Genomic DNA, 24,585 nt, shown 5'->3' with positions numbered 1-24,585 from the left:
CCTTGCCTCCTAACAACTGCAGCCGAACTTCTCCTCGCCGTCAAAGTCGAGTCGGGTCGGATAGTCATTATCGAAGCATGCCAGACATAGTCCGCCCTTATAGTCATCCTGATTATCTCCCTGAATTGAAGCAATCAGTCCGTCCGGGCTGAGGAATGCGAGAGAGTCTGCATTGATCTCACGGCAAATCTCTTCAACGGACAGAGCAGATGCAATCAATTCACGGCTATCCGGTGTATCAATACCATAGAAGCACGGATTCTTAAATGGCGGCGAAGTAATCCGCACATGCACTTCCGTTGCCCCTGCGTCACGCAGCATATTCACAATCCGGCGGGATGTTGTCCCACGTACGATCGAGTCATCGATCATCACTACACGTTTACCTTCCACGACACGGCGCACGGCGCTGAGCTTCATCTTCACACCCTGCTCACGCAGCTCCTGGCTTGGCTGGATAAATGTACGTCCGGTGTATTTATTTTTGATCATGCCCATCTCATATGGAATACCTGTCTGTTCAGCGTATCCAATCGCCGCCGAGATGCTGGAATCTGGTACCCCCGTAACCAAGTCCGCATCCACAAACGCCTCAATGGCCATCCGACTACCCATGCGTTTACGAGCAGCATGCTGATTAGCACCGTTCATATCACTATCAGGTCGGGCAAAATAAATATATTCCATTGCACAAAGTGCCTTGCGGTGTTTATGATCATCGAAACGATCTTCATGTAATCCGTCTGCATCCAGCACAAGCAGTTCCCCTGGCTCTATGTCACGGATCAACTCTGCGCCGATCGTCTCAAGTGCACAAGTTTCAGACGCAAACAGGTACGCGTCCCCAAGCTTACCCATCGTTAGTGGACGAAGCCCATGCGGGTCAGAAGCAACCAACAACTTATCATTTGTCATGATCAGAAAGGCATAACCACCGACGATACGCTGGAATGCATCTTTTGCCGCCTCAACAAGACCTTTCGAAGAACGTGCGATCAAGTGAGCAATAACTTCAGTGTCGCTCGTCGTCTGAAAAATAGAACCGCTCTGCTCCAGCTCACGCCGGATCGTTGGTGCATTCACGATGTTGCCGTTCGTTGCAACGGCTAGGTCGCCATCGCGATATTTGAATACGAGCGGCTGTGCATTGGTCAATTTGCTATCTCCACTTGTCGAATAGCGTACATGACCAATCGAAATATCACCGGTGAGTGTCTGCATTAGATCTTTGGTGAAAACCTCTTTCACGAGTCCCATACCGCGGTGATAGTTAAACTGTGTGCCATCGCTTACACACATGCCTGCACTTTCTTCCCCGCGATGCTGCAGGGCATGCAGACCGTAGTAGGAAAGGGAAGCCGCATCAGGGTGACGATACACCCCGAATACGCCGCATTCTTCCTTTAATTTGTCGAGTCCTTCCTTGCCGGACCCTTCGTTATAATAATCGCCTGTCCACAACGGTTCCGTCATCAGTTCATGAGACATGGAATCGCATCCTCCCAGACCTTAGCCAAACCTCCTACAGGTTCGTTCACGGCTGATGTTCCGTTCAATTCAATCGTCAGGTTACTTCCTTCAACACGTCCGATCACAGCTGCTGGCACTCCGCGTTCACGTACAAAAGCTTCCAGCTTGCCTGCTTGCTCTGGAGAAGCCGACAACAGAATACGGGATTGGCTCTCACTGAACAGAGCGTGATCTGCACGTAGCGCAGTCTCTACATTCACTTGTGCGCCTACGTTGCCGCTGATGCAAGACTCTGCCAGTGCAACCGCCAGACCACCTTCGGACAAGTCATGCGCGGAGCGAATAAGTCCGGATTGGATGGCTTCCAGCACAGTACTGAGCAATGCCTTCTCCGTGTTCAGGTCCAGCTCCGGCGGACGGCCTTCTGTCACGCCGTGTACGGCGTACTGCAACTCGCTACCGCCGAGTTCTGCTTTGGTTTCACCGAGGAGGATAATGACATCACCTTCGGATTTGAATGCTTGTGTCGTGATATGATCCGTATCATGAACGAGACCTACCATACCGACCACTGGCGTTGGATAGATGGAGCCTTTGGCGTTTTCATTGTACAAACTCACGTTACCACCGATGACCGGTGTATCCAGCACGCGGCAAGCTTCCGCCATACCGTCCACGGCTTTTTCCATTTGCCAGAAAATATCCGGTTTCTCCGGGTTACCGAAGTTCAGGTTATCCGTAATTGCGAGCGGCTCCGCACCGGAACATACGATATTACGCGCTGCTTCACTTACGGCAATACGTCCACCTACCTCAGGATCAAGGTAAACGTAACGACCGTTACAGTCCGTTGTCATCGCAAGACCTTTGCGCGTGCCACGAATCGTCACCACTGCTGCATCCGAACCTGGACGAACGGCTGTGCTTGTACGCACCATATAGTCATATTGGTCATAGACCCATTTTTTACTCGCCACCGTTGGGGAAGCCAGCACTTGTTTCAATGCACCGCCGAGATCCGACACTTCGTCATAACGAAGCGTGTCGATGGAAGCACTCGCTTCATAATACGCAGGTACGGAAGATGGCTTGTCATATACCGGGCACTCGTCAACCAAAGCCGTTACAGGCATATCGCCAACCACTTCGCCGTGGTGGATCAGTTTCAGACGACCATCGTCAGTAACTTTACCAACTTTGGCACAGATGACACCCCAACGTTCAAAGATTTCCATCGCCTGCGCCTCATCCTTCGGCTCAACGACAAACAGCATCCGCTCCTGAGACTCCGAAAGCATCATCTCGTATGGTGTCATGCCTTCTTCACGTTGTGGCACCTGATCCAGATACAACTCCAGACCGTTACCTGCTTTACTTGCCATCTCCGCACTGGAGCACGTCAGACCTGCTGCACCCATATCTTGAATACCGAGCACGATGCCCGTATCGATCAATTCCAGACAGGATTCCATAACCAGCTTCTCCATGAATGGATCACCGACTTGGACCGCTGTACGCTGGGACTCGGATTCTTCGGTCAGCTCAACGGATGCAAACGTTGCACCGTGAATACCGTCACGACCTGTTGGTGGGCCAACGTAATACACCGGGTTACCTACACCTTTGGCTACACCGCGCTGGATTTTGTCATGATCAATCAGACCCACACACATCGCATTCACGAGCGGATTTCCTTCATAGCTCTCATCAAACATCACTTCACCTGCAACGGTCGGAATCCCGATACAGTTACCGTATCCCGCAATACCCGCTACCACATGCTCGAACAGATATTTTACGCGATCGCTCTCCAGCTTACCGAAACGAAGGGAGTTCAAAAGCGCTACCGGTCTTGCACCCATGGAGAAAATATCACGGATAATGCCGCCTACACCTGTTGCCGCCCCTTGATAAGGTTCTACCGCGGAAGGGTGGTTATGGCTTTCAATTTTGAAAACAACGGCCTGGTTGTCACCGATATCTACGATCCCGGCACCTTCACCCGGTCCCATCAGGACACGTGGACCACTTGTCGGGAAACGACGCAAGAGTGGCTTGGAGTTTTTGTATGCGCAGTGCTCAGACCACATTACGCTGAATACACCAATTTCCGTGTAGTTTGGCTTGCGGCCCATGAACTCACAGATCAGCTCATACTCGCTGTCAGACACGCCCATCTGTGCGTATAGTTTATGTTCTGCGACCTGTTCTGCTGTTGGCTCCTTAGCGGATAGCTGCTGCGTCATGCCGATCCCTCCATGCTTTCAAAATTGATGTAAACATCCGTTTGCCGTCTTCCGAACCGAACAGTGAATCCACTGCACGCTCTGGATGCGGCATCATGCCCACTACGTTGCCCGCCTCGTTGCAAACCCCTGCGATATCACCCAGGGAACCATTCGGGTTGTTGCCATATGTGAATACAATCTGATTGTTTGCTTGCAAACTTGCCAGTGTTTCTTCGTCACAGTAATAGTTACCTTCACCGTGAGCAATCGGAATGACAATCTCTTCGCCTGGTGCATAGTCACGTGTGAAAGGTGTGTCTGCGTTAGCCACTTTCAGCACCGTGTCATGGCAACGGAATTTCAGGGACGTGTTGCGAATCAATGCTCCCGGGAGCAGACCTGCTTCCGTCAGGATCTGAAATCCGTTACAGATGCCCAGTACATATTTGCCTTGCTCTGCAGCTTTAGCCACTTCGTTCATTACCGGTGCGAAACGGGAAATTGCTCCGCAACGCAGGTAGTCTCCGTAAGAGAAACCACCCGGAACCAGAATGCAATCATACGCGGACAAGTCCGTAGCCGTATGCCATACATAATCAACCTCTTGTCCAATCGCATCTTCTACCGCTTTGTAACAGTCGATGTCGCAGTTGGAGCCAGGGAACACAAGAACTGCAAATTTCATGAGATTAACCCTCCAATTCGTAGCGGTAATCTTCAACAACGGTGTTGGCGAGCAACTTCTCACACATCACTTTCAATCGTTTTTCCGCTTCCACACGATCTGTTGTATCCAGATTCAGTTCCATGACTTTACCGATCCGTACACTTTCCACTTCGTTAAATCCCATGGAGTGCAGGGCTCCTTGAACAGCTACGCCTTGCGGGTCTAGTACGCTTTGTTTAATAGTGACATATACGGTTGCTTTGATCATGATCTGTATGTTCCTCCTCAGTAATGAACGGGATAAATGCTTTATGCTGTTAAAAAAGTGCTGTGGCCTTGGGACGCTCGCTTCGGTGTGGATGGTTCCTCCGGCCGCTTGTTGTTCCCAGGTTTTCTGATTCGTTTTGGCCCGCGCTGCGGTCAAAACCCGGGAACAAAGGCGGACGCTCCGCTCCTTCGTGAACCATTCCACCCCTCCGCTTGTTCCTGCGGCGCTATTTTTTAAAGGCCTAAACCCTTTGCGTTGCTCGGCGGGTAGTAAAAGCGATGGCCTTGGGACGCTCGCTTCGGTGTGGATGGTTCCTCCGGCCGCTTGTTGTTCCCCGGTTTTTCTGAATCGTTCTGGCCCGCGCTGCGGTCAAAACCCGGGAACAAAGGCGGACGCTTCGCTTCTTCGTGAACCATTCCACCCCTACGCTTGATCCTGCGGCGCTCATTTTTAAAGGCCTAAACCCTTTGCGTTGCTCGGCGGGTAGTAAAAGCGATGGCCTTGGGACGCTCGCTTCGGTGTGGATGGTTCCTCCGGCCGCTTGTTGTTCCCAGGTTTTCAGATTCGTTTTGGCCCGCGCCGCGGTCAAAACCCGGGAACAAAGGCGGACGCTTCGCTCCTTCGTGAACCATTCCACCCCTCCGCTTGTTCCTGCGGCGCTATTTTTTAAAGGCCTAAACCCTTTGCGTTGCTCAGTGGTAACTGTACAAGCGGTAAACCTGAACCAATCCATAGCTTTCCGCATACGCGGTACAGGTCTTCAAGTCTTTGAGTAACATTGATTTTAATTCTTGCATTGATTCCAGGCTTCACACCTAGTGAAGCCTACGCCTTAATTACCTCATCCACCAGTTTGAACACTGGCGGAGGGAAAGATTTGAGCTGGAGAAACGAAGTGCTCGCCTTTGCAACCGGAATGTGTCCTTTTGAAAAAAGGATACGAATCCAAACATTCCGGGGGCAACAGCGATCGAAAGCCAAACTTTCCAGAAGTCACGCTCAAATTTCACTCTACTAATCTTTCCTGGAGCCAGCGCTCAAACGTTACCCTTATTATTTCGTTAAACGTTTATAAATATCGACGTATCTTGCCGTTGTCGCTTCCACAACCTCTTGCGGAAGCGGGTCAGGCTTGCTGTTCTTGTCCCAATCGGTGCCTGCCAGATAGGTACGAACAGGTTCTTTATCCATGCTGTCGATCTCAATGTCGAGAGCATAGTTTTCTTTTGCCCAGAAGCGGGATGCATCCGGGGTGAAGATTTCATCAATCAGGATCACCTTGCCGTCCACGATGCCAAACTCGAATTTGCAGTCTGCCAGAATGATCCCGCGCTGATCGCAGTAATCACGGGCAAACTCATAGAGGCGTAAGCTTTTCTCTTGAAGCTCGATAGCAAGCGCATCTCCCACAAGCTCTTTCATACGCTCCATCGGAATGTCCTCGTCATGACCAACGTCATTTTTGGCAGCTGGTGTGAAGATGGGCACTTCGAGCTTGGCATTTTTGCGCAGGCCTTCCGGCAGTTTGATTCCATTCACTTCTCCGGTTGTCTCGTACTGTCTCCAGCCACCACCAGTGATGTATCCGCGCACCACACATTCGATATCGATGCGCTCTGCTTTGCGTGTAACCATGATGCGGTTTTTGAGCAATTCAGGTTCGGTGACCAGATCACCCAGTTGATTCACATCGGTATGAACCACGTGGTTTTCCATCATGCTACCTGTCAGTTCAAACCAGAAGCTACTGAGTTGATTCAGCACATTACCTTTCTCTGGAACCGCCGGGTCGAGCACATAATCAAATGCCGAGATGCGATCCGTTACCACAATAAGAAAATGCTCACCCAGATCGTATAGCTCGCGTACTTTCCCTTTGTATAACAAAGGTGCTTTAACAAGATCTGCCGCCGTGGACAGTGCCATGGGGTCACCTTCTTTCAGGAGATGTAAGGCTAAGAACGAATCCTGATGGTGCATACTCCACTTCGATGACAGAACAATCTTCCGATCGCTGTTATCCCCAGATTTTTCCGATCCACTTTTCCAAAGTGAAAATCCGGTGATAAAGGCGAACGCTCCGCTTCTTCAGCTTATTTCTGTCCTCTACGTTCTCTGCTAGCCCATCATTTCTGTTCTCTAGCATTGTTGGGATATATATTAGTCGTTCAAGCCGAGTTTTTTGAAGATTGTGTCCACGTGTTTCAGGTGCCAGGACGGGTTAAATGCATCCGCAATTTCCTCTTTGCTCAGCACGGCTGTAATTTCCGGTGTGGACTTCACGATGTCCTGGAATTGACGCTGTTCTTCCCATGCTTGCATTGCACGAGGTTGAACCGTGTCGTACGCTTGCTCACGGCTGAAGCCTTTGTCGATCAGCTTCGTCATAACGCGGCCGGAGAATGGTACGCCGAAGGTACGTTCCATGTTGCGTTTCATGTTTTCCGGGAACACAGTCAGGTTCTTCACGATGTTACCGAAACGGTTCAACATGTAGTTCAGCAACATCGTTGCATCTGGCAGAATGACACGTTCTACGGAAGAGTGCGAGATGTCGCGCTCGTGCCACAGCGTTACGTTCTCGTATGCAGATACCATGTGTCCGCGGATAACACGGGACAGACCGGAGATGTTTTCACTGCCGATCGGGTTGCGCTTGTGCGGCATTGCGGAAGATCCTTTTTGACCTTTGGCAAACGCTTCTTCCACTTCACGGAACTCGCTCTTCTGCAGTGCACGTACTTCTGTAGCGAACTTGTCCAGTGAAGTTGCGATCAGTGCCAGCGTAGCCATGTACTCCGCATGACGGTCACGTTGCAACGTTTGCGTGGAGATTGGCGCAGGCTTGGTACCCAGCTTCTCGCAGACAAACTCTTCAACAAATGGATCGATGTTTGCATATGTTCCTACCGCACCGGAGATTTTACCGAACTGTACACCATCCGCTGCATGGCGGAAACGCTCCAGGTTACGCTTCATCTCTTCATGCCACAACGCCATTTTCAATCCGAATGTCGTTGGCTCCGCATGTACACCATGTGTACGCCCCATCATTGGCGTGTGCTGGTAAGTCAGTGCTTTTTCGCGCAAAATTTCGATGAAATTAATGATGTCTTTCTCCAAAATTTCGTTCGCTTGACGCAGTACATAACCAAGTGCCGTATCCACCACGTCCGTGGAAGTCAGACCATAGTGTACCCATTTCCGCTCAGCACCCAGGCTCTCGGATACCGTACGTGTGAACGCGATTACGTCATGGCGTGTTTCCTTTTCAATCTCATAGATACGATCAATGTCAAAAGAAGCGTTCTGGCGAAGCAAAGCAGCTTCTTCCTTCGGGATAACTCCAAGCTCAGCCCATGCCTCGCATGCACAAATTTCAACTTCCAGCCACGATTGGAATTTGTTCTCTTCCGTCCAGATGGCTCTCATTTCGGGTCTGCTATAACGTTCAATCATGAATTTGTATGCCTCCATAGATTAGTTTGTTCGATCCATTGCAATCCTTCTTGGACATCCTGACAAAGCAGGTTCACATGCCCCATCTTCCGTCCTGTCTTTGCTTCGCTCTTGCCATATATATGAAGCTTAGGGATAACACCGAGTTCCATCGCCTCTTCATCAGGTTGCCCTGTTCTTGCGATGATTCCTTCCAGATGCTCACCAAGCACATTGACCATAACGACGGGACTTAACAGCGTTGTATCCCCCAGCGGTAATCCGCAGATGGCACGAACATGTTGCTCAAACTGTGATGTGGCGCAAGCCTCCATCGTGTAGTGTCCGGAATTATGCGGCCTTGGAGCCAGCTCGTTCACATACAATCTGCCATCTGCGGCTACAAACAGTTCCACCGCCAGCAATCCGACAGCTTTCAGGGATTCGGCAACTGCAGCGGCCAGTTTCTGTGCTTCCAGTTGAATGTCTGTAGCCACTCGCGCAGGTACGATGGAAGCATGCAAAATGTTATTCACATGAATGTTCTCCGCAGGCGGGAATGTTTTGATCTCTCCGCTCGTGCTGCGAGCAACAATGACCGAAATTTCGCATTCGAACTTGATAAATTGCTCCAGTACCAGCTCTGCACCTGTTGCTGCAAGCTCTTCATACGCGGCTTCAGCTTCTGTAGCCGCACGAATCACTCGCTGACCTTTGCCGTCATATCCGCCAGTCACTGTTTTCAGCACACATGGAACGCCTAATTCACTCACCGCAGCATTCATCGTATCCAAACTGGTAATTTCGCGGTATGGAGCAACTCTGACACCCGCCGCTTCAATCGCACGTTTCTCACGCAAGCGATGCTGGGTCGTGTATAAAAGGGAACTCCCTTGCGGCACGGATGACTCACGCTCAATTAAAGCCGCCACTTCTGCATTCACATTCTCGAATTCATACGTGATCACATCGCATTGCCGCGCGAGTTCTCTTGCTGCCTGTACATCGTCGTATCCAGCTTCAATCTGCTTCGCAATCTGGCCACAAGGTGAATCCGGTGTTGGATCAAGCGTAACGAAACGATACCCCATCGCCGTTCCAGCAAGCGTCATCATGCGTCCAAGCTGCCCGCCGCCAAGAATACCGATTGTTGTATGTCCGGGTAATAAGACGGGTTGTCCCTGCCCTGTTCCCTTATCCTGTCTGGTTACCTCGTTACTCATAGCTCATCACTGCTTTCCAGTACTTCTTGTTTAATCCGTTCTCTGCGAGCTTCGGAGCGGCGCTGCACCTCCGGGTCAAATGCGCCAATGATCTGTGCCGCGAGCAAGCCTGCATTTGTCGCACCCGCTTTGCCAATGGCTACCGTCGCTACCGGGATGCCGCCAGGCATCTGCACAATGGACAGCAAGGAATCGAGACCGTTCAATGCTTTGGATTGAACCGGAACACCGATGACGGGAAGCATCGTTTTGGATGCCACCATACCTGGAAGATGAGCCGCTCCGCCTGCACCAGCGATAATGACCTTGAATCCGCGGTCAATCGCCTGTTCTGCGTATTCAAACATCAAATCCGGTGTACGATGTGCGGAGACGACCTTTTTTTCATAACCAATCTCAAGCTCGTCCAGCACCTCGCACGCATGTTTCATCGTTTCCCAATCAGACTTACTGCCCATAATTACAGCAACTTGCACTGACATGAATACATCCCACTCCCATCTGAGCATTTTAAAAAAAACGAAAAAGTCCGCTACCCGCGAAAATATTACATTTTCTCCGGACACCGGACTACAAGAAATACGTATCCCTCATTTGGGCATGCCAAAAGGGGCTTGCTGTCCGCAATCAACCATGCGACTCTCAGCCGTATCTCCTCGTAGTCCGGAAATTTACGGTTTCCGGGTAGATACTTCCGGGCCCTATTCCCGGCGTTATACGAGCAAATATCTATTCGTTACATCTTCGTTTACCATGTTCCACAATCATACAGCTTTCGTTCCTACTCGACCTTATTTTAACCTGATCGACACATCTAACATTCTAACAATCCCCTACAGCGTATGTCAACTTAAAGACGAACATTTAACATATTGACAAATCTAATGTTCGGGAATTAGTACAGTGTTATACAATAAACTCCAAATTCGCTTGAAATACCCCATCCTGTTGCTTCAAAATAAAATAAAGAAAGCCGGCTTCTCTTCAATTTCTCGAAGACAACCGGCTTGTTCACACGGGAATGGAGTACAGGTACATCCTCCCTCTTATTTCAACATCATTTTACGATCAATACAGGAATCTGAGCATGTTGTACTACGTTGTGACTGACACTGCCCAGCACGAATTCACGGATTCCGCCTAAACCTCGGGAACCAATGATAATGATATCCGAGCCGTTTTCTTTGGCATAGTCCAGCAACACCTCTGCTGCAGCTCCTTGGATCAGATCTACATTTGCCGTAACACCGGCAGCCTGAATACGCTCTTTGGCTTCATCCGTCGTTTGCACAGCCAGATTGTAGTAATCGTTATTGAGTGAAGGCGGCAACGGTGCCAGACCTTCCCCAATAAATACGCGCGGAAAATCAAATGCATGAATGACATCAAGCACAGCCCCCGGCGATGCCTTCGCAAACTCGATTGCACGATCCAGTGCTTTATTTGAAGCTTTTGACCCATCATAAGCTACTAAGATTTTGGAAAATAACATGTAAATCCCGTCCCTTCCTTATATATGTAGAACCCGAAGCAAGCCTCGGTCTGACATCTAAATTCCTTACAGAGCCTGGAACCATGTAACTTCTTAAACCTTCACAGGTTAAAATGAACCACTTGATAAGAAACAATTTACATAATAAACTCATTCATCCCTAAACAATCACTGCAAAAAGTAACCATACATCACTGCATTCAGAAACACGAGCAACGGAATGCCAATCGTAAAGCTGGGATGTTTCGTTTTATGCCTTTTCCGATACATCGCAATCCAGACACCTAGTGCACCACCGATAAAGGCTAGCAAAAATAACGTTCGTTCAGGCGTGCGATCCCGCCGCTGCTGTGCACGTCTCTTGTCGTCAGACATGACCAGATATGCGACAACATTAATAAAGATAAACCATACGATAAGTCCGGTATGCATATGCGTTTAGCGGTCCCCCTGTCCCGGGACATCTCCCTGTCTCCATTATAATCCCAAGACAGGCAGATGATCAACGCGGGCAGAGAACCGCACTATTTTACATAAACGAGAATTTTACGATTCCTGTTTCGGAATCCCGTTCAGGCTCGGTACCCTTTTGGCTGATTTCTCCGGGGTCACTGCGATATTCTCTTCCCGAATGCTGTCCTTATTCTGCTGGTTATTGCGTTTTTCCGGTTTGTTATGCGGCATCTCAGGCTCACCTCCTCCGCTTACGTTGCCTGAAAACGAAGCATCTTATACGAAGGAGGCACCTGTATTTTAGGCTTCAAGGCGCACGTCTAGTTGTTCCGGTGACTGTTTAGAAAATGATATAACGCTCCGTACAGGTTGGCATCATTTCCAAACGTACAGGCTGTAATCTGTGGGCTCGCCTTATGCAATGGGTTAATTCGCTTCAGTTCATCTATTGCCCATTGGATTCGCTCCAGCACAACAGGCTGTGCACTAATGCCTCCTCCAATGGCAAACACTTCAGGGTCGAGAATGTATTGCAGATTCATGATCTGAACCGCAATCTGTGTGCAAAAGGTGTCAAATACACCGCACGCCTCCGCATCTCGCTGATTAATAAATTCAAACACGGCCTCACCATCGGCAGGGTCATCCAGCCCTTTTAACTCACCAATCTGTCTGACCATCTCTACAGCCGAGCTCTCCAGTCCAAAATAGGCCGCTTCCTTCGTTACCGGATCAATCCGGCTCATCACATAACTAACCTCTCCGGCTGACAAGTTTTTGCCACGTTGCAGTTTACCGTCCATGATGATTCCTCCCGCGATGCCGCTACCCAGCACCATAACGACGGAATCCTTGGCATCTTTGACACTGCCGAGCCATAGTTCGGCAAGCGCTGCGCACTTCCCATCATTTTCAATGGACACATGGATCGCATATCTGTCTTCAAGAAGTTTGGCTAAATTCACCTCATGCAAAAATGGAAAAGAACCGCCATGATACACCATTCCTGTCTCCACATCGATTGTTCCCGGACAACTCAGGGCAATGCCCTGAATCTGTGACAAGTCTTGTGCATCCACGATGGCATAAAGCGCATCCTGCAGTTCCTGCAAGCCACTCCGGCCAACGCCACGTTTTCCCTTCGACAACAGCTCTCCGCTTTCGCTCATGATTCCGTATTTAATAAAAGTTCCACCAATATCAATAACTAAATACATGCTTTCAGCCCCCTGCTCTACAATATCATTCATCAACATCTTAATTGAAATATAGAGCGTTTCCATTTATATTTATGGTATTTATTTGCGATTAATAGTAATTAATTATGATCTTTAGGGAGATGGAGTGTTCAGTGCCAACGATAACCGAAACCAAACTTCAATGGATCTTACAAACGTTATATGATACCACCCGGATTCCTGCGTTCTACCTTAAGCAAGGTATCGATCGTCATCCTACTTTGAGCCCGGAATTGGTGAACCAGCTTCTGTCCACTCCTGTTCATCTTAAAATCCAGCTCATGGATTACAATATACAAATGGATAAGATGATCCTGATGCCAGTCTCCACTCTTGAAGGACAAGGTCTGCTTGTTCTCTGGCCCAATGCACAGTCATATGTTGAGCATGTTCCGTTTGCATGGGATCAACAACTGAATTCAACCGCATTCATTGAACCCAATGATCTCCATCAACTGCTGAGTGTGGCGATTATGGCCCATTATCTTTTACATCATGAAATATTGGATCGAAATCAAGTTCTTGAGGACAACAAACATGTCTTAAATATAAATAATCATGCGGAAGGTGTACTTGAACTATCTCTTCTGGAACAGAGAGAGCGGAGATTGTTTCACAAATCCTACCTGTCGGAGAAAAAGGTATTCGATCAGGTGCGTCTGGGGAACAAACATAAGATGCTTTTGTATCTGAAGCAGCATATGGAGTTGAACGGGGTCTACGGCACTTTATCGAAACAGAATAGTTTACGGAGCAAAAAGAATCTGATCATCGCGGCCATTACGCTCGGAACCCGTGCTGCAATTGATGGCGGATTGTATTCGGAGTCGGCACTTACGCTTAGCGACACCTATATTCAGCACATTGAAACGCTGTCCCGGATTGATTCGATTCATCCGATTCTGCATAAGATCCTTGGTGATTTTACCGAACGTGTAGCCAAAGTCCATCGGGCTCATAACTCCAAAGACATTCTGTTATGCCAGGAATATATATTCAATCACTTATACGATGACTTAAGTCTGTCCGTACTGTCCGCGCATCTGCAAATAAGCCCCTCCTATCTTTCCCGTAAATTCAAGGAAGAGACTGGAGAGGCACTTCGCATTTTTATACAAAGGCAACGGATTGAAGAAGCCAAAAATCTGATCGTTTTCTCAGACTATCGCCTGAGTGAGATTCATACGTTGCTTAACTTTCACGATCAGAGTTACTTCATCAAAGTGTTCCGAAAACATACGGGTTTTACACCAAAAGAGTATCGTAATCGATTTGTGGTCAAGCCTTCTTGAACATGACACCTGACTAGTAGGCTTCTCTCATTTCATCTCATAGAAATTTCAACTCACATAAGGCTACCTGAGATGCGGTCGCCCCGATTAAATAGTCCGAGATCGTTTAACTCCTATTCTCTCACCTTATGTTGTCATTGCCGCATGCCTATTTTCCTTGTTTCTCCATAGCCGCCTTGAGCAAATCCCCCAGGTTGGAGCCGATGGATTCCTGCTTCGCGTATTGTTTCACCAGCTTTTGTTGCTCGCGTTTGTTCACGTGTTGCTTATCTTTATCCAGCGTTTCGGTGATTCCGCATGGCAGACACTGTACATACAGTCCAGCTTTGCCTTCCTTAATCTCCATCTTCTTATGACACTGCGCGCAGCGGCGGTTTGACAACCGCTTCTCATTGGAGCGACGATAACCACAGTCCTCCGTAGGACATACGAGGAACTTGCCACGTTTCCCCTTTTTCTCTAGCAACTTGGCATTACAGTCCGGGCAGTGGCTGTTGGTTACATTATGGGGTTTGTACTCGGCTTTACTGCTTTTCACGGTGGATACAAGTTCCTTTGCCATGGAACGAATACCATCCAGGAACGGGCCTGGTTTACCCTGTCCACGTGCTATACGCTCCAGTTCAGCCTCCCAACGAGCGGTCAGTTCCGGTGTTCGCAGTTGCGGGGCAGCAAGCTCAATCAGCTGTTTGCCTTTGCCCGTTGGATGCAGACTGTTCCCTTGACGATCAATCGTATCCGAGCTGACCAGTTTCTCAATGATATCTGCGCGTGTCGCAGGTGTGCCCAGTCCGTGCTTCTCCATCTGGGAGAGCAACGCTGCTTCCGTATACCTCTTCGGTGGCATCGTACGTCCACTCTTGATGTGGCAGCGCCCAAGTGTCACTGACTGACCTTGCTGTAAGTCTGGCAACAGTGTACGCTCATGGTCACCTGCATCATTGGAACGGTCATCATCTTCATCATCCGTGTAATCACCGCCGTACACTTCACGCCAGCCACTATCCTTGACCGTTGTACCCTTCACATGGAAGGAATCCTTACCTACCTGTACCGTAACAGCTACTGAATCATACCTCGCTGCTGGATAGAACAGACTGATGAAACGGCGAACAATCAGATCGTAGAGCTTACGTTCCTCTGGACTCAGCTGATTCAGCAATACCGTCTGCTCGGTTGGAATAATGGCATGGTGGTCGGTGACCTTGCTATCATCAACAATCCGTTTGGTGACATTCAGGTTTTTGCGCAGTAAAGGGCGTGCAAGTGATGCATACGGGCCAACAGCTACACTCTCGAGTCGTTCTTTTAACGTTCCCGTCATGTCGGAAGTCAGATAACGGCTATCTGTCCGCGGATAGGTAACAAGCTTATGCTGCTCATACAGACGCTGGAGTACGTTAGAGGTCTGTTTAGCGGAAAAACCGTGTTTACGGTTCGCATCCCTTTGCAGTTCCGTAAGGTCATAGGCCAGCGGATGCGGCTCGACTTTCTCACTTTTTTTCACCTGGGAAATCGAGCCTTTACGCCCTTCCACTCGTGCCTTCAATTGCTGCATATCCTGTTTGTCAAAAATTCTGGAATCCCCGCCAGCTGCACGCCATACCGCCTGAAAATCTCCAAAGTCCGCGCTTAACGTCTCATATTCCTGCGAACGGAAACCGTTAATTTCATTTTCCCGATCCATGATCATTCCCAAAGTTGGCGTCTGTACACGTCCAGCGGACAATTGGGCATTGAACCGTACGGTTAACGCACGTGTTACATTAAGACCAATCATCCAGTCTGCTTCGGCACGGCAGCGTGCGGATTCATAGAGACGGTCAAATTGACTTCCCGGCTTCAGCGAGGCAAATCCGTCCTTGATCGCTTTATCCGTTTGGGATGAAATCCACAGTCGTTTGAACGGCTTTTTCCACTGCGCCATTTGCATAATCCATCTTGCAAGCAGTTCTCCTTCACGGGCCGCATCCGTTGCAATAACCAACTCACCCACATCCTGACGTTTCATCAGTTGCTGCACGGCTTTGTACTGGTGATTCGTTTCCCGGAGCACCTTCAGCTTGGTTCGCTCTGGCAAAATCGGCAAATCCTCCAGATTCCACGTCGCATACTTTTTGTCATAATCCTCAGGTTCGGCGAGGCCCACCAAATGTCCCAAGGCCCACGTTACAATGTATTTCGGACCCTCCATATAACTTTTATGTTTATCACGCGCGCCCATCACCCTTGCAATCTCCCGGGCTACAGATGGCTTCTCTGCGAGTACCAATGTCTTCACTTCGTATCTCTTCCTTTCTTTCCAAACGCTAATATCGGAGACAACGGATCTGTCTTCCTTGTCTTCCTATATTTCCATCTTTACATTATATCATCTCAATCAGAATCATGTTTTCGGCAAGTGTATATTCAAACAGAACATGGTTTCAAGGGCATCTCTTTTTGCCAATACATTCAACTTATCATCCGATCAGGAAATGTCATATCTATGTTAGATAATATCTTTTCTTAGACTTTCCAATAAAAAAATAGTCTTTCACTTCCAAGACACAAAGAGAAAACGTGAGATATCATCACACAAAACCAATATGTATGCGTTTTTTTGAATAAATAATAGATTTGTAAGATTACCTAACACCAATATAAGATGTGCAAAAGCATTATACAAAGATTGCTAAAACACACACATCATCTTAGACACAGGAAGGGAGCGTGGATGCATGACTTATCATGGATCTGTATTGAAAAAAGGCGGGGCCTTATTACTCGCGGGAACCGTGGTTGCCGCAACGTGGGGAGGAACTGCTGTACCTTCGGCTTTCGCCGCCGCTGCAACTCCTCCAAGCCAAACCTCCACCGTCACCGCCCTTGCAGGGAAAGCGCCGGTCAGTGCCGCAACCTTCGTTCAGGCCATGGAAGAAGCTGCTACACTTGCAGGTGTACCTTTTACCATGGACAAGCTCTCCGGTGCGACCATATCACGCCAAGATGCTGCACTTGCCTTGCAGCAATGGCTCAAGCTGGACACTGCTCCGGCATCCTTCAAGGATGTGCCGAAGCAGTCCGAGTATGCCAGTGCCGTCGGCGCCCTGAATGCCGCCGGACTCATGAAAGGCTATACAGACTCTCTTTTCTTACCGAACGCTGTACTTACAGCGAACGACGTCTCTATTTTGAAAGACCGCATCTATACCTACATAAAACCGTTTGTGCTCGAAGAAGCCACGATCATGGATATGCAGAACGCCATGGCACAAGGTAAACTGACATCCAAAGAGCTGGTGCAACATTATCTGGATCGTATCACGAAATACGATGATCAAGGTGTCAGCATTAATGCTGTCCTCAATCTGAACCCGGATGCCCTTAAAATCGCAGAACAACTAGATGAAGAGCGCACAGCTCAGGGACCTCGCGGCCCGCTTCACGGTATCCCGATCCTGGTGAAGGATAACTTTGATACCAAAGACATGCCAACCACGGCTGGCTGTATCTGTCTGAAGGACTCTATTCCGGCCCATGATGCAGAGCAGGTGAAGAAGCTGAAAGCAGCGGGAGCCATTATTTTGGGCAAAACCAACCTGCATGAGTTTGCTTTTGGCATCACAACATCAAGCTCACTGGGAGGACAAACGCTTAACCCGTACGCCCTTGATCATTATCCAGGTGGTTCGAGTGGTGGAACAGGTGCGGCCATTGCCGCGAACTTCGCTGCAGCAGGTATGGGCACCGATACAGGTGGCTCCATCCGCATACCGTCCAGCTTTAACAGCCTTGTCGGTATTCGTCCAACCATTGGCCTCTCCAGTCGGGAAGGCATTATTCCACTCGCACTGACACAAGACGTTGGTGGGCCGATGGCACGTACCGTAAGTGATGCGGCAATCATGCTGGATGCTACTGTTGGTTATGATAAAAAAGATGTTGCCACGGCTTACGCGGTAGGCAAAATCCCTTCCAGTTACACAGACTTCCTGGACGCGAACGGACTGAAGGGTGCTCGAATCGGTGTAGCTCCTGAACTCATCCCAAGCACCAAAGCGGAGGAAAAAGCGGTTGCTGACGTCATCAATGCCGCTGTTGAAGAACTGAAATCACTTGGCGCTACCGCGGTACCAATCTCCATTCCTAACTTTGCAGATATCAATAAATATCCTAGCCTCAGTGGCTATGAGTTCAAATTCCAGCTGAATGACTATCTGGATTCTCTAGGTGACAACGCGCCGTATCATAGCCTGTCCGAGATCATCGCATCCGGTCAATTTGATAAATCCCAAGAACAATCCATGAAAGCACGGGACACACGGGATACGCTAGATACATCAGAGTACAAAGATATCGTCCTCAAGCGTACTCAAATTACTCGTGATTCCTTACTGAAAGTCATGGCGGATAACCATTTGGATGCAATCATCTATCCTACATCAACACAAGCTGCTGGCGTGATTGGCAAAGGGCAAACCTCTGGTGCCAACAATCGTCTAAGCCCATTCTCCGGTTTCCCGTCTATTACCGTCCCGGCTGGCTTCACAACGGATGGCTTGCCTGTAGGCATTGAATTCCTGGGCCGTGCCTTTGACGAAGGTACACTGATCAAGCTGGCTTACAGCTACGAACAAGGTACACACCATCGCCAAGCACCAAAGTTAACACCTTAACTTCTTGGTGACTGATGATATATAAACATGAGCACTCATACTTCTGTTGCTGATAACCAATTCGGTGATAAGTCCTCATAAATCAAGCCAAGTTCTTATCAATCAAAACAAGTTCTCATATTTCAATCCTGTCCCTTTATTGAACATTCTTCATTAAACATGCACCCCCATTCACGATTCTGTGAATCGGGGTGTTTTTCGATCTATATTTTCAAATTGCCCAGATCTTGATTTGTCGTCTACAATATGTATGAGGAAATTTACTTCTTGTACATCGTTTGAACCACACATTAACAGGAGGTTTTGGATGAACTATTCAAGATGGCATATGATGCTTATTACCGTGCTCAGTTTCTCCCTTTTTGCCACATCAACGGCCAGTGCTGCCACAACTACTAATGCCAAGAAATATAAGTGGGCTAAGCCCGCTGTAGAATTCATGGCCTCTCACGGTGTCATGCAAAGCTACGAAGAGGAAGCAGATCGTTTGAACCAGACAGTGTCCAAAGCCGAATTAACCCAAATGATACATACCTTATTCAAGGAATTTCGTGTTGAACCCGATAAAAAAATCGAAATTCCAGGCGTACCAGAAGAAAGCACCTATTATTCGATCTTTAGAGATGTGTACGGAAGCATTCCGAGTAATCCTTCGGGTATGATCGCAGCGGCAGACCAGATAAACTACAATGGTGAAACATTCACGTATCAACCTTCTAAGAGTTTGTCTCGCTGGGATTTGTTGATTGCCCTGAATGCACTATTCCCTGATGTCCGTTATAGCCTGAATGAGATGGACACAAAAGAAATCATAACTAAAGTAAACTCGTTCAGGGATATCCCAAAAAGAACATTTTCTTCTTTTGAAACATATGACAAATGGAAGTTTGCTTATCAACCACTGGCTCCTGAGTTAGGTATTATTCAAGAAAAAAAACAGAATGTATATCTTGGATCCGATCTTGATGGTGTAAAAACATATGCTATGCTCGGCTTCTCTAAAGCAGGCATTATGAAACCCGATGCCAAAGGGAATTTTTATCCGAATCAAAAGGTAACGCTAGCGGAAACCGCAGTTATTCTGCAACGCATCTACAATTTTTATGGCGGGAAAGGCTACAAACATCAGCCTACCAAAGACGAACTGATTCCAAGAGAGTTAAATCGTGAGTACGTCTATAGAAATTCTTCGCATGGCAGTCTTATATCTGATAATGTGGCACTTGTTAGTACAGACAACATTTCTACCGCCTATCTGGCAATCAGCGCAACAGAACCGGTTGATCTGAAAGTTATTGTGAACGGCGAGAGTATAACCTACTCTTATGAACAATTAAGCGTACTTGATGCACCTATTATGATCGCGTTTGACGGGGCAGATTATGCAGAGGTATACCCCATTTTACGCAGGACAGGCAAACCCATTGTAGATCAGGGGGAAATTGAAGGTAATGAATTTTTCGAAAAGTTAGATTTGTTTTTTTATTTCTCGGGTAAATGGACTGATTTTAGTGTGTTCAATACATTATGGGAAGATGAAAGTTATGAAGAGTTTGAACAGTAACGTTGATGAGTAATAATTTGGAAATAGCAAATAGAAGGTAGAGCTCAGATTACTGAGTTCTACCCTTTTTTTCCTTTGATGCTATTAAAACTGAACTGAAGTCTAATTCATCAGACACCTTGGTAGATTTACATTTACACCCTATCCGGCACACCCCATCGAACAACTAGACCCGAGTACGTTAGCCCGCCTCCAAAACCAAACAGCGCAACGTTGTGCCCATGTCTCAGCTTCCCTTCATCCACTGCAATCTGCAATGCAAGTGGAATTGAGGCCGCAGAAGTATTCCCCCGGTACTCCATACTCGTTAATGTACGTTCGAGCGGAATCGGTCCACGTTCACACATCGCTTCAATCATGCGCATGTTGGCACTGTGCGGAACAAACCAATTAATCTGCTCAGGTGACATCTCAGCTCTCGTAATAAGCTCAGCTAATTGTTCCGGGACCATGCGGACTGCCCATTTGTAGACCTCTCTTCCGTTCTGCACCAAATTTCCTTCGGCATTCAACTGATGACCATCCATCTCTGTAGAAAGTCCGCTTTTGTATAGGTGCATACCACCTTCCCCTTGTGTCCCAGAAATGACAGACTTAAAGTCACCCTGGTCAGAAGCACGTTCTACCAGAAACGCACCGGCTCCATCTCCAAACAACACGCACGTTGTTCGATCGGTATAGTCTGTTATTTTGGATAACGTCTCAGCCCCGATAACGAGTACCTTACGATACATCCCACTGGTCACCAGACTATCTGCCAGTTGCATACCGTATGTGAAGCCGGCGCAAGCCGCGTTCAGATCAAGCACTCCCGTCTGGGGAATACCCAGGTTTGCCTGGACTCGTGAAGCCGAACTTGGGAAAGCATACTCGGGTGTACTTGTTGCAAAAAGAATCATATCAACATCGGTGATCTTCACCTCGTAACGACGTACCATATCCTCCACGGCTTTTGTAGCCAGGTCTGATACAAATTCATGTTCTCCTGCAATCCGGCGCTCTCTCATGCCTGTTCGCTGTACAATCCATTTATCACTTGTATCGACCATCTTTTCCAAATCTGCATTGCTTAGTATCCGATCAGGTACATATGTACCCATTGCTGTTATTGTTGCTTTAGATTGATGATTCATAAGCAGAGATCACCTCGAATGTTTTTTATTATTATAGCACTAAGTCTTAGTACTTGGTACTAATTTTATTCTTTAGGAGACTACTATTTATTAACCAGAACGCTAACAATACAAAAAACAGCCCAATTTCTTGAACTATTCAACAATTAAACAGGATAAGTATGTAAAAAAAGACACACCTGATTTTTATCAAGTGTGTCTTTGCTTTGCTTGGCGGCATCCTACTCTCCCAGGACCCTGCGGTCCAAGTACCATCGGCGCTAGAGGGCTTAACGGTCGTGTTCGGGATGGGTACGTGTGGAACCCCTCCGCCATCGCCACCAAACGAGCATTTGTGAAACAAATGCATTCGCGTTCCATTCGGTCCATCACAGCGGTGTGGATGAATGGTTCAGCGCATATTCAGAGTTTTGTTCTCTGAAAACTAGATTCGAAACGAAACGTACGCGATTTAAAACTTGCTATTGGATAAGCCCTCGACCGATTAGTACTGGTCAGCTCCATGCATTGCTGCACTTCCACCCCCAGCCTATCTACCTCGTCGTCTTCAAGGGGTCTTACATACTGGGAAATCTCATCTTGAGGGGGGCTTCACGCTTAGATGCTTTCAGCGCTTATCCCGTCCGTACATAGCTACCCAGCGGTGCTCCTGGCGGAACAACTGGTACACCAGCGGTACGTCCATCCCGGTCCTCTCGTACTAAGGACAGCTCCTCTCAAATTTCCTACGCCCACGACAGATAGGGACCGAACTGTCTCACGACGTTCTGAACCCAGCTCGCGTACCGCTTTAATGGGCGAACAGCCCAACCCTTGGGACCTACTTCAGCCCCAGGATGCGATGAGCCGACATCGAGGTGCCAAACCTCCCCGTCGATGTGGACTCTTGGGGGAGATAAGCCTGTTATCCCCAGGGTAGCTTTTATCCGTTGAGCGATGGCCCTTCCATGCGGTACCACCGGATCACTAAGCCCGACTTTCGTCCCTGCTCGACTTGTAGGTCTCGCAGTCAAGCTCCCTTATGCCTTTGCACTCTTCGAATGATTTCCAACCATTCTGAGGGAACCTTTGGGCGCCTCCGTTACTCTTTAGGAGGCGACCGCCCCAGTCAAACTGCCCACCTGACACTGTCCCCGCACCGGTTTACGGTACCAGGTTAGAACCTAGATACGATCAGGGTGGTATCCCAACGGTGCCTCCACGCAAGCTGGCGCTCACGCTTCAAAGGCTCCCACCTATCCTGTACAGATCGTACCCAAATTCAATATCAAGCTGCAGTAAAGCTCCATGGGGTCTTTCCGTCTTGTCGCGGGTAACCTGCATCTTCACAGGTATTAAAATTTCACCGGATCTCTCGTTGAGACAGCGCCCAAGTCGTTACGCCATTCGTGCGGGTCAGAATTTACCTGACAAGGAATTTCGCTACCTTAGGACCGTTATAGTTACGGCCGCCGTTTACTGGGGCTTCGGTTCACAGCTTCGGATTGCTCCTAACCACTCCCCTTAACCTTCCAGCACCGGGCAGGCGTCAGCCCGTATACTTCGCCTTACGGCTTCGCACAGACCTGTGTTTTTGCTAAACAGTCGCTTGGGCCTTTTCACTGCGGCCCCCTCGTGCTATTCACACTACCGGGGCACCCCTTCTCCCGAAGTTACGGGGTCATTTTGCCGAGTTCCTTAACGAGAGTTCTTCCGCGCGCCTTAGAATTCTCTTCTCGCCTACCTGTGTCGGTTTGCGGTACGGGCACCTTCATCTGGCTAGAGGCTTTTCTTGGCAGTGTGAGATCATGACCTTCGCTACTGTAATTTTCACTCCCCATCACAGCTCAGCCTTACGGTTAGCGGATTTGCCTACTAACCAGCCTTACTGCTTGGACAGGCATCCATCAGCCTGCGTCACTACCCTACTGCGTCCCCCCATCGCTCGTAACGATTTACGGTGGTACAGGAATTTCGACCTGTTGTCCTTCGACTACGCCTTTCGGCCTCGCCTTAGGTCCCGACTTACCCTGAGCGGACGAGCCTTCCTCAGGAACCCTTAGGCTTTCGGCGGATCAGATTCTCACTGATCTTTTCGTTACTCATACCGGCATTCTCACTTGTATAATGTCCAGCGCTCCTTACGGTACACCTTCAACCCTTATACAACGCTCCCCTACCCCTGATGCAAGCATCAAGCCATAGCTTCGGTGGTGTGTTTAGCCCCGTTACATTTTCGGCGCAGAGTCACTCGACCAGTGAGCTATTACGCACTCTTTCAATGGTGGCTGCTTCTAAGCCAACATCCTGGTTGTCTGTGCAACTCCACATCCTTTCCCACTTAACACACACTTGGGGACCTTAGCTGATGGTCTGGGCTGTTTCCCTTTTGACAATGGATCTTAGCACTCACTGTCTGACTCCCGGAAGTAAGTCTATGGCATTCGGAGTTTGACTGAGCTTGGTAACCCTTGCGGGCCCCGCACCCAATCAGTGCTCTACCTCCACGACTCTGTTTTCCGAGGCTAGCCCTAAAGCTATTTCGGGGAGAACCAGCTATCTCCGAGTTCGATTGGAATTTCTCCGCTACCCCCACCTCATCCCCGCATTTTTCAACATGCGTGGGTTCGGGCCTCCAGTGCGTGTTACCGCACCTTCACCCTGGACAGGGGTAGATCACCCGGTTTCGGGTCTACGTCCACGTACTCACTCGCCCTATTCAGACTCGCTTTCGCTGCGGCTCCGGCTCTTCACCTTAACCTTGCACGGGAACGTAACTCGCCGGTTCATTCTACAAAAGGCACGCCATCACCCCTAAAACGGGCTCTGACTTTTTGTAAGCACACGGTTTCAGGTTCTATTTCACTCCCCTTCCGGGGTGCTTTTCACCTTTCCCTCACGGTACTGCTTCACTATCGGTCGCTAGGAAGTATTTAGCCTTGGCAGATGGTCCTGCCGGATTCATACGGGGTTTCACGTGCCCCGCACTACTCGGGATCCGTCTCGGAGGGAACAGACTTTCAATTACAGGGCTTTTACCTTCTTTGGCGGGCCTTTCCAGACCTCTTCGCTTAACCGGTTCCTTTGTAACTCCATGTGAGACGTCCCACAACCCCAAAGAGCAAGCTCTCTGGTTTGGGCTTCTCCGCGTTCGCTCGCCGCTACTGACGGAATCACTATTGTTTTCTCTTCCTCAGGGTACTTAGATGTTTCAGTTCCCCTGGTATGCCTCTACATAACCTATGTATTCAGTTATGAGTAACTGGATATTACCCCAGCTGGGTTTCCCCATTCGGACATCCCCGGATCAAAGCTTGCTTACAGCTCCCCGAGGCAGTTTCGTTGTTCGCCACGTCCTTCATCGGCTCCTAGCGCCTAGGCATCCTCCGTGTGCTCTTAGTAGCTTAACCATATGCTCCGGTTTCGTCTGCTCGCTTCCCTTGTTTTGGACTACGTCCAAAGCCAAAAGTCGCTCCCACCCG

At 48.7% G+C, this 24,585-nt stretch carries 17 protein-coding genes, 2 rRNA genes and 1 riboswitch; of the genes, 3 read left to right on the top strand and 16 right to left on the bottom strand.

Annotated features, from left to right (window positions below; translation table 11 throughout):
• Window positions 1-9: 9 nt before the first annotated feature.
• The 12 genes from purF to MKY23_RS03690 all read right to left on the bottom strand — a co-directional run bounded on the left by purF (window position 10) and on the right by MKY23_RS03690 (window position 12,456).
• Window positions 10-1,488, bottom strand: a complete 1,479-nt coding sequence (gene purF, locus MKY23_RS03745) for an amidophosphoribosyltransferase (RefSeq protein WP_090923359.1) — start codon at window positions 1,486-1,488, stop codon at window positions 10-12.
• Window positions 1,473-3,716, bottom strand: a complete 2,244-nt coding sequence (purL, locus tag MKY23_RS03740; protein WP_339835359.1) for a phosphoribosylformylglycinamidine synthase subunit PurL — start codon at window positions 3,714-3,716, stop codon at window positions 1,473-1,475. Before purL ends, purF begins: the two co-directional genes overlap by 16 nt.
• Window positions 3,694-4,383, bottom strand: coding sequence for a phosphoribosylformylglycinamidine synthase subunit PurQ (gene purQ / locus MKY23_RS03735; RefSeq protein ID WP_090923362.1), 690 nt, complete (start codon window positions 4,381-4,383; stop codon window positions 3,694-3,696). The genes purL and purQ overlap by 23 nt, the downstream gene beginning before the upstream one ends.
• Before the next feature lie 4 nt (window positions 4,384-4,387).
• Entirely contained in the window at window positions 4,388-4,633 is a 246-nt protein-coding gene (gene purS, locus MKY23_RS03730; RefSeq protein ID WP_090923368.1) for a phosphoribosylformylglycinamidine synthase subunit PurS, read from the bottom strand.
• A gap of 1,053 nt (window positions 4,634-5,686) precedes the next feature.
• Complete coding sequence (locus MKY23_RS03725) at window positions 5,687-6,559, bottom strand: phosphoribosylaminoimidazolesuccinocarboxamide synthase (RefSeq protein ID WP_154892153.1); 873 nt, start codon at window positions 6,557-6,559, stop codon at window positions 5,687-5,689.
• A 234-nt stretch (window positions 6,560-6,793) separates the two neighbouring features.
• On the bottom strand, window positions 6,794-8,092 hold the full coding sequence (purB, locus tag MKY23_RS03720) for an adenylosuccinate lyase (protein WP_339835352.1): 1,299 nt from the start codon (window positions 8,090-8,092) through the stop codon (window positions 6,794-6,796).
• Complete coding sequence (gene purK, locus MKY23_RS03715; protein ID WP_339835349.1) at window positions 8,089-9,294, bottom strand: 5-(carboxyamino)imidazole ribonucleotide synthase; 1,206 nt, start codon at window positions 9,292-9,294, stop codon at window positions 8,089-8,091. Before purK ends, purB begins: the two co-directional genes overlap by 4 nt.
• Window positions 9,291-9,776 carry a 5-(carboxyamino)imidazole ribonucleotide mutase gene (gene purE / locus MKY23_RS03710; protein ID WP_090923373.1) on the bottom strand — a complete coding sequence of 162 codons (486 nt, stop codon included), beginning with the start codon at window positions 9,774-9,776 and terminating at the stop codon, window positions 9,291-9,293. The genes purK and purE overlap by 4 nt, the downstream gene beginning before the upstream one ends.
• 157 nt (window positions 9,777-9,933) lie before the next feature.
• Window positions 9,934-10,035, bottom strand: a riboswitch (purine riboswitch).
• A gap of 316 nt (window positions 10,036-10,351) precedes the next feature.
• Window positions 10,352-10,786, bottom strand: a complete 435-nt coding sequence (locus MKY23_RS03705; protein ID WP_090923374.1) for a universal stress protein — start codon at window positions 10,784-10,786, stop codon at window positions 10,352-10,354.
• A 168-nt stretch (window positions 10,787-10,954) separates the two neighbouring features.
• Window positions 10,955-11,218, bottom strand: coding sequence for a DUF1294 domain-containing protein (locus MKY23_RS03700; protein ID WP_090923375.1), 264 nt, complete (start codon window positions 11,216-11,218; stop codon window positions 10,955-10,957).
• A 114-nt stretch (window positions 11,219-11,332) separates the two neighbouring features.
• A complete protein-coding gene (locus MKY23_RS03695) occupies window positions 11,333-11,470 on the bottom strand; it encodes a hypothetical protein (RefSeq protein WP_167375798.1) in 138 nt (45 codons plus the stop codon).
• An 89-nt stretch (window positions 11,471-11,559) separates the two neighbouring features.
• A complete protein-coding gene (locus MKY23_RS03690; protein ID WP_339835343.1) occupies window positions 11,560-12,456 on the bottom strand; it encodes an ROK family protein in 897 nt (298 codons plus the stop codon).
• Between the two features lie 134 nt (window positions 12,457-12,590).
• Here MKY23_RS03690 and MKY23_RS03685 point away from each other — a divergent pair, with 134 nt between their 5' ends.
• On the top strand, window positions 12,591-13,769 hold the full coding sequence (locus MKY23_RS03685) for an AraC family transcriptional regulator (RefSeq protein WP_339835340.1): 1,179 nt from the start codon (window positions 12,591-12,593) through the stop codon (window positions 13,767-13,769).
• A gap of 148 nt (window positions 13,770-13,917) precedes the next feature.
• Here the strand turns inward: MKY23_RS03685 and MKY23_RS03680 are convergent, their stop codons facing one another.
• Window positions 13,918-16,050: a DNA topoisomerase III gene (locus MKY23_RS03680; RefSeq protein WP_339835337.1), complete on the bottom strand. Its 2,133-nt coding sequence runs from the start codon at window positions 16,048-16,050 to the stop codon at window positions 13,918-13,920.
• Window positions 16,051-16,489: 439 nt separating this feature from the next.
• Here MKY23_RS03680 and MKY23_RS03675 point away from each other — a divergent pair, with 439 nt between their 5' ends.
• Entirely contained in the window at window positions 16,490-18,427 is a 1,938-nt protein-coding gene (locus tag MKY23_RS03675; protein WP_336121177.1) for an amidase family protein, read from the top strand.
• Between the two features lie 307 nt (window positions 18,428-18,734).
• Window positions 18,735-19,991 (top strand): S-layer homology domain-containing protein, encoded by a 1,257-nt coding sequence (locus tag MKY23_RS03670; protein ID WP_339835333.1) that lies wholly within the window; start codon window positions 18,735-18,737, stop codon window positions 19,989-19,991.
• Window positions 19,992-20,125: 134 nt separating this feature from the next.
• On the opposite strand, the gene MKY23_RS03665 is transcribed toward MKY23_RS03670, so the two are convergent.
• The 3 genes from MKY23_RS03665 to MKY23_RS03655 all read right to left on the bottom strand — a co-directional run bounded on the left by MKY23_RS03665 (window position 20,126) and on the right by MKY23_RS03655 (window position 24,513).
• On the bottom strand, window positions 20,126-21,124 hold the full coding sequence (locus MKY23_RS03665) for a ketoacyl-ACP synthase III (protein WP_339835330.1): 999 nt from the start codon (window positions 21,122-21,124) through the stop codon (window positions 20,126-20,128).
• A 208-nt stretch (window positions 21,125-21,332) separates the two neighbouring features.
• Window positions 21,333-21,449: ribosomal RNA gene (rrf, locus tag MKY23_RS03660) — 5S ribosomal RNA — on the bottom strand.
• A 139-nt stretch (window positions 21,450-21,588) separates the two neighbouring features.
• Window positions 21,589-24,513: ribosomal RNA gene (locus MKY23_RS03655) — 23S ribosomal RNA — on the bottom strand.
• Between the last annotated feature and the right edge of the window lie 72 nt (window positions 24,514-24,585).

Origin of the sequence: Paenibacillus sp. FSL R7-0272, from assembly GCF_037969905.1 — a bacterium.
Classification (GTDB): Bacteria; Bacillota; Bacilli; order Paenibacillales; family Paenibacillaceae; genus Paenibacillus; species Paenibacillus polysaccharolyticus.
This window is presented reverse-complemented; position numbering and strand designations above follow the sequence as displayed.

Excerpts from the sequence above, each read along its gene's own strand:
- purF (WP_090923359.1), bottom strand. The coding sequence starts at position 1,488 with ATGTCTCATGAACTGATGACGGAACCGTTGTGGACAGGCGATTATTAT.
- purL (WP_339835359.1), bottom strand. The coding sequence starts at position 3,716 with ATGACGCAGCAGCTATCCGCTAAGGAGCCAACAGCAGAACAGGTCGCA.
- purQ (WP_090923362.1), bottom strand. The coding sequence starts at position 4,383 with ATGAAATTTGCAGTTCTTGTGTTCCCTGGCTCCAACTGCGACATCGAC.
- purS (WP_090923368.1), bottom strand. The coding sequence starts at position 4,633 with ATGATCAAAGCAACCGTATATGTCACTATTAAACAAAGCGTACTAGAC.
- MKY23_RS03725 (WP_154892153.1), bottom strand. The coding sequence starts at position 6,559 with ATGGCACTGTCCACGGCGGCAGATCTTGTTAAAGCACCTTTGTTATAC.
- purB (WP_339835352.1), bottom strand. The coding sequence starts at position 8,092 with ATGATTGAACGTTATAGCAGACCCGAAATGAGAGCCATCTGGACGGAA.
- purK (WP_339835349.1), bottom strand. The coding sequence starts at position 9,294 with ATGAGTAACGAGGTAACCAGACAGGATAAGGGAACAGGGCAGGGACAA.
- purE (WP_090923373.1), bottom strand. The coding sequence starts at position 9,776 with ATGTCAGTGCAAGTTGCTGTAATTATGGGCAGTAAGTCTGATTGGGAA.
- MKY23_RS03705 (WP_090923374.1), bottom strand. The coding sequence starts at position 10,786 with ATGTTATTTTCCAAAATCTTAGTAGCTTATGATGGGTCAAAAGCTTCA.
- MKY23_RS03700 (WP_090923375.1), bottom strand. The coding sequence starts at position 11,218 with ATGCATACCGGACTTATCGTATGGTTTATCTTTATTAATGTTGTCGCA.
- MKY23_RS03695 (WP_167375798.1), bottom strand. The coding sequence starts at position 11,470 with ATGCCGCATAACAAACCGGAAAAACGCAATAACCAGCAGAATAAGGAC.
- MKY23_RS03690 (WP_339835343.1), bottom strand. The coding sequence starts at position 12,456 with ATGTATTTAGTTATTGATATTGGTGGAACTTTTATTAAATACGGAATC.
- MKY23_RS03675 (WP_336121177.1), top strand. The coding sequence starts at position 16,490 with ATGACTTATCATGGATCTGTATTGAAAAAAGGCGGGGCCTTATTACTC.
- MKY23_RS03670 (WP_339835333.1), top strand. The coding sequence starts at position 18,735 with ATGAACTATTCAAGATGGCATATGATGCTTATTACCGTGCTCAGTTTC.
- MKY23_RS03665 (WP_339835330.1), bottom strand. The coding sequence starts at position 21,124 with ATGAATCATCAATCTAAAGCAACAATAACAGCAATGGGTACATATGTA.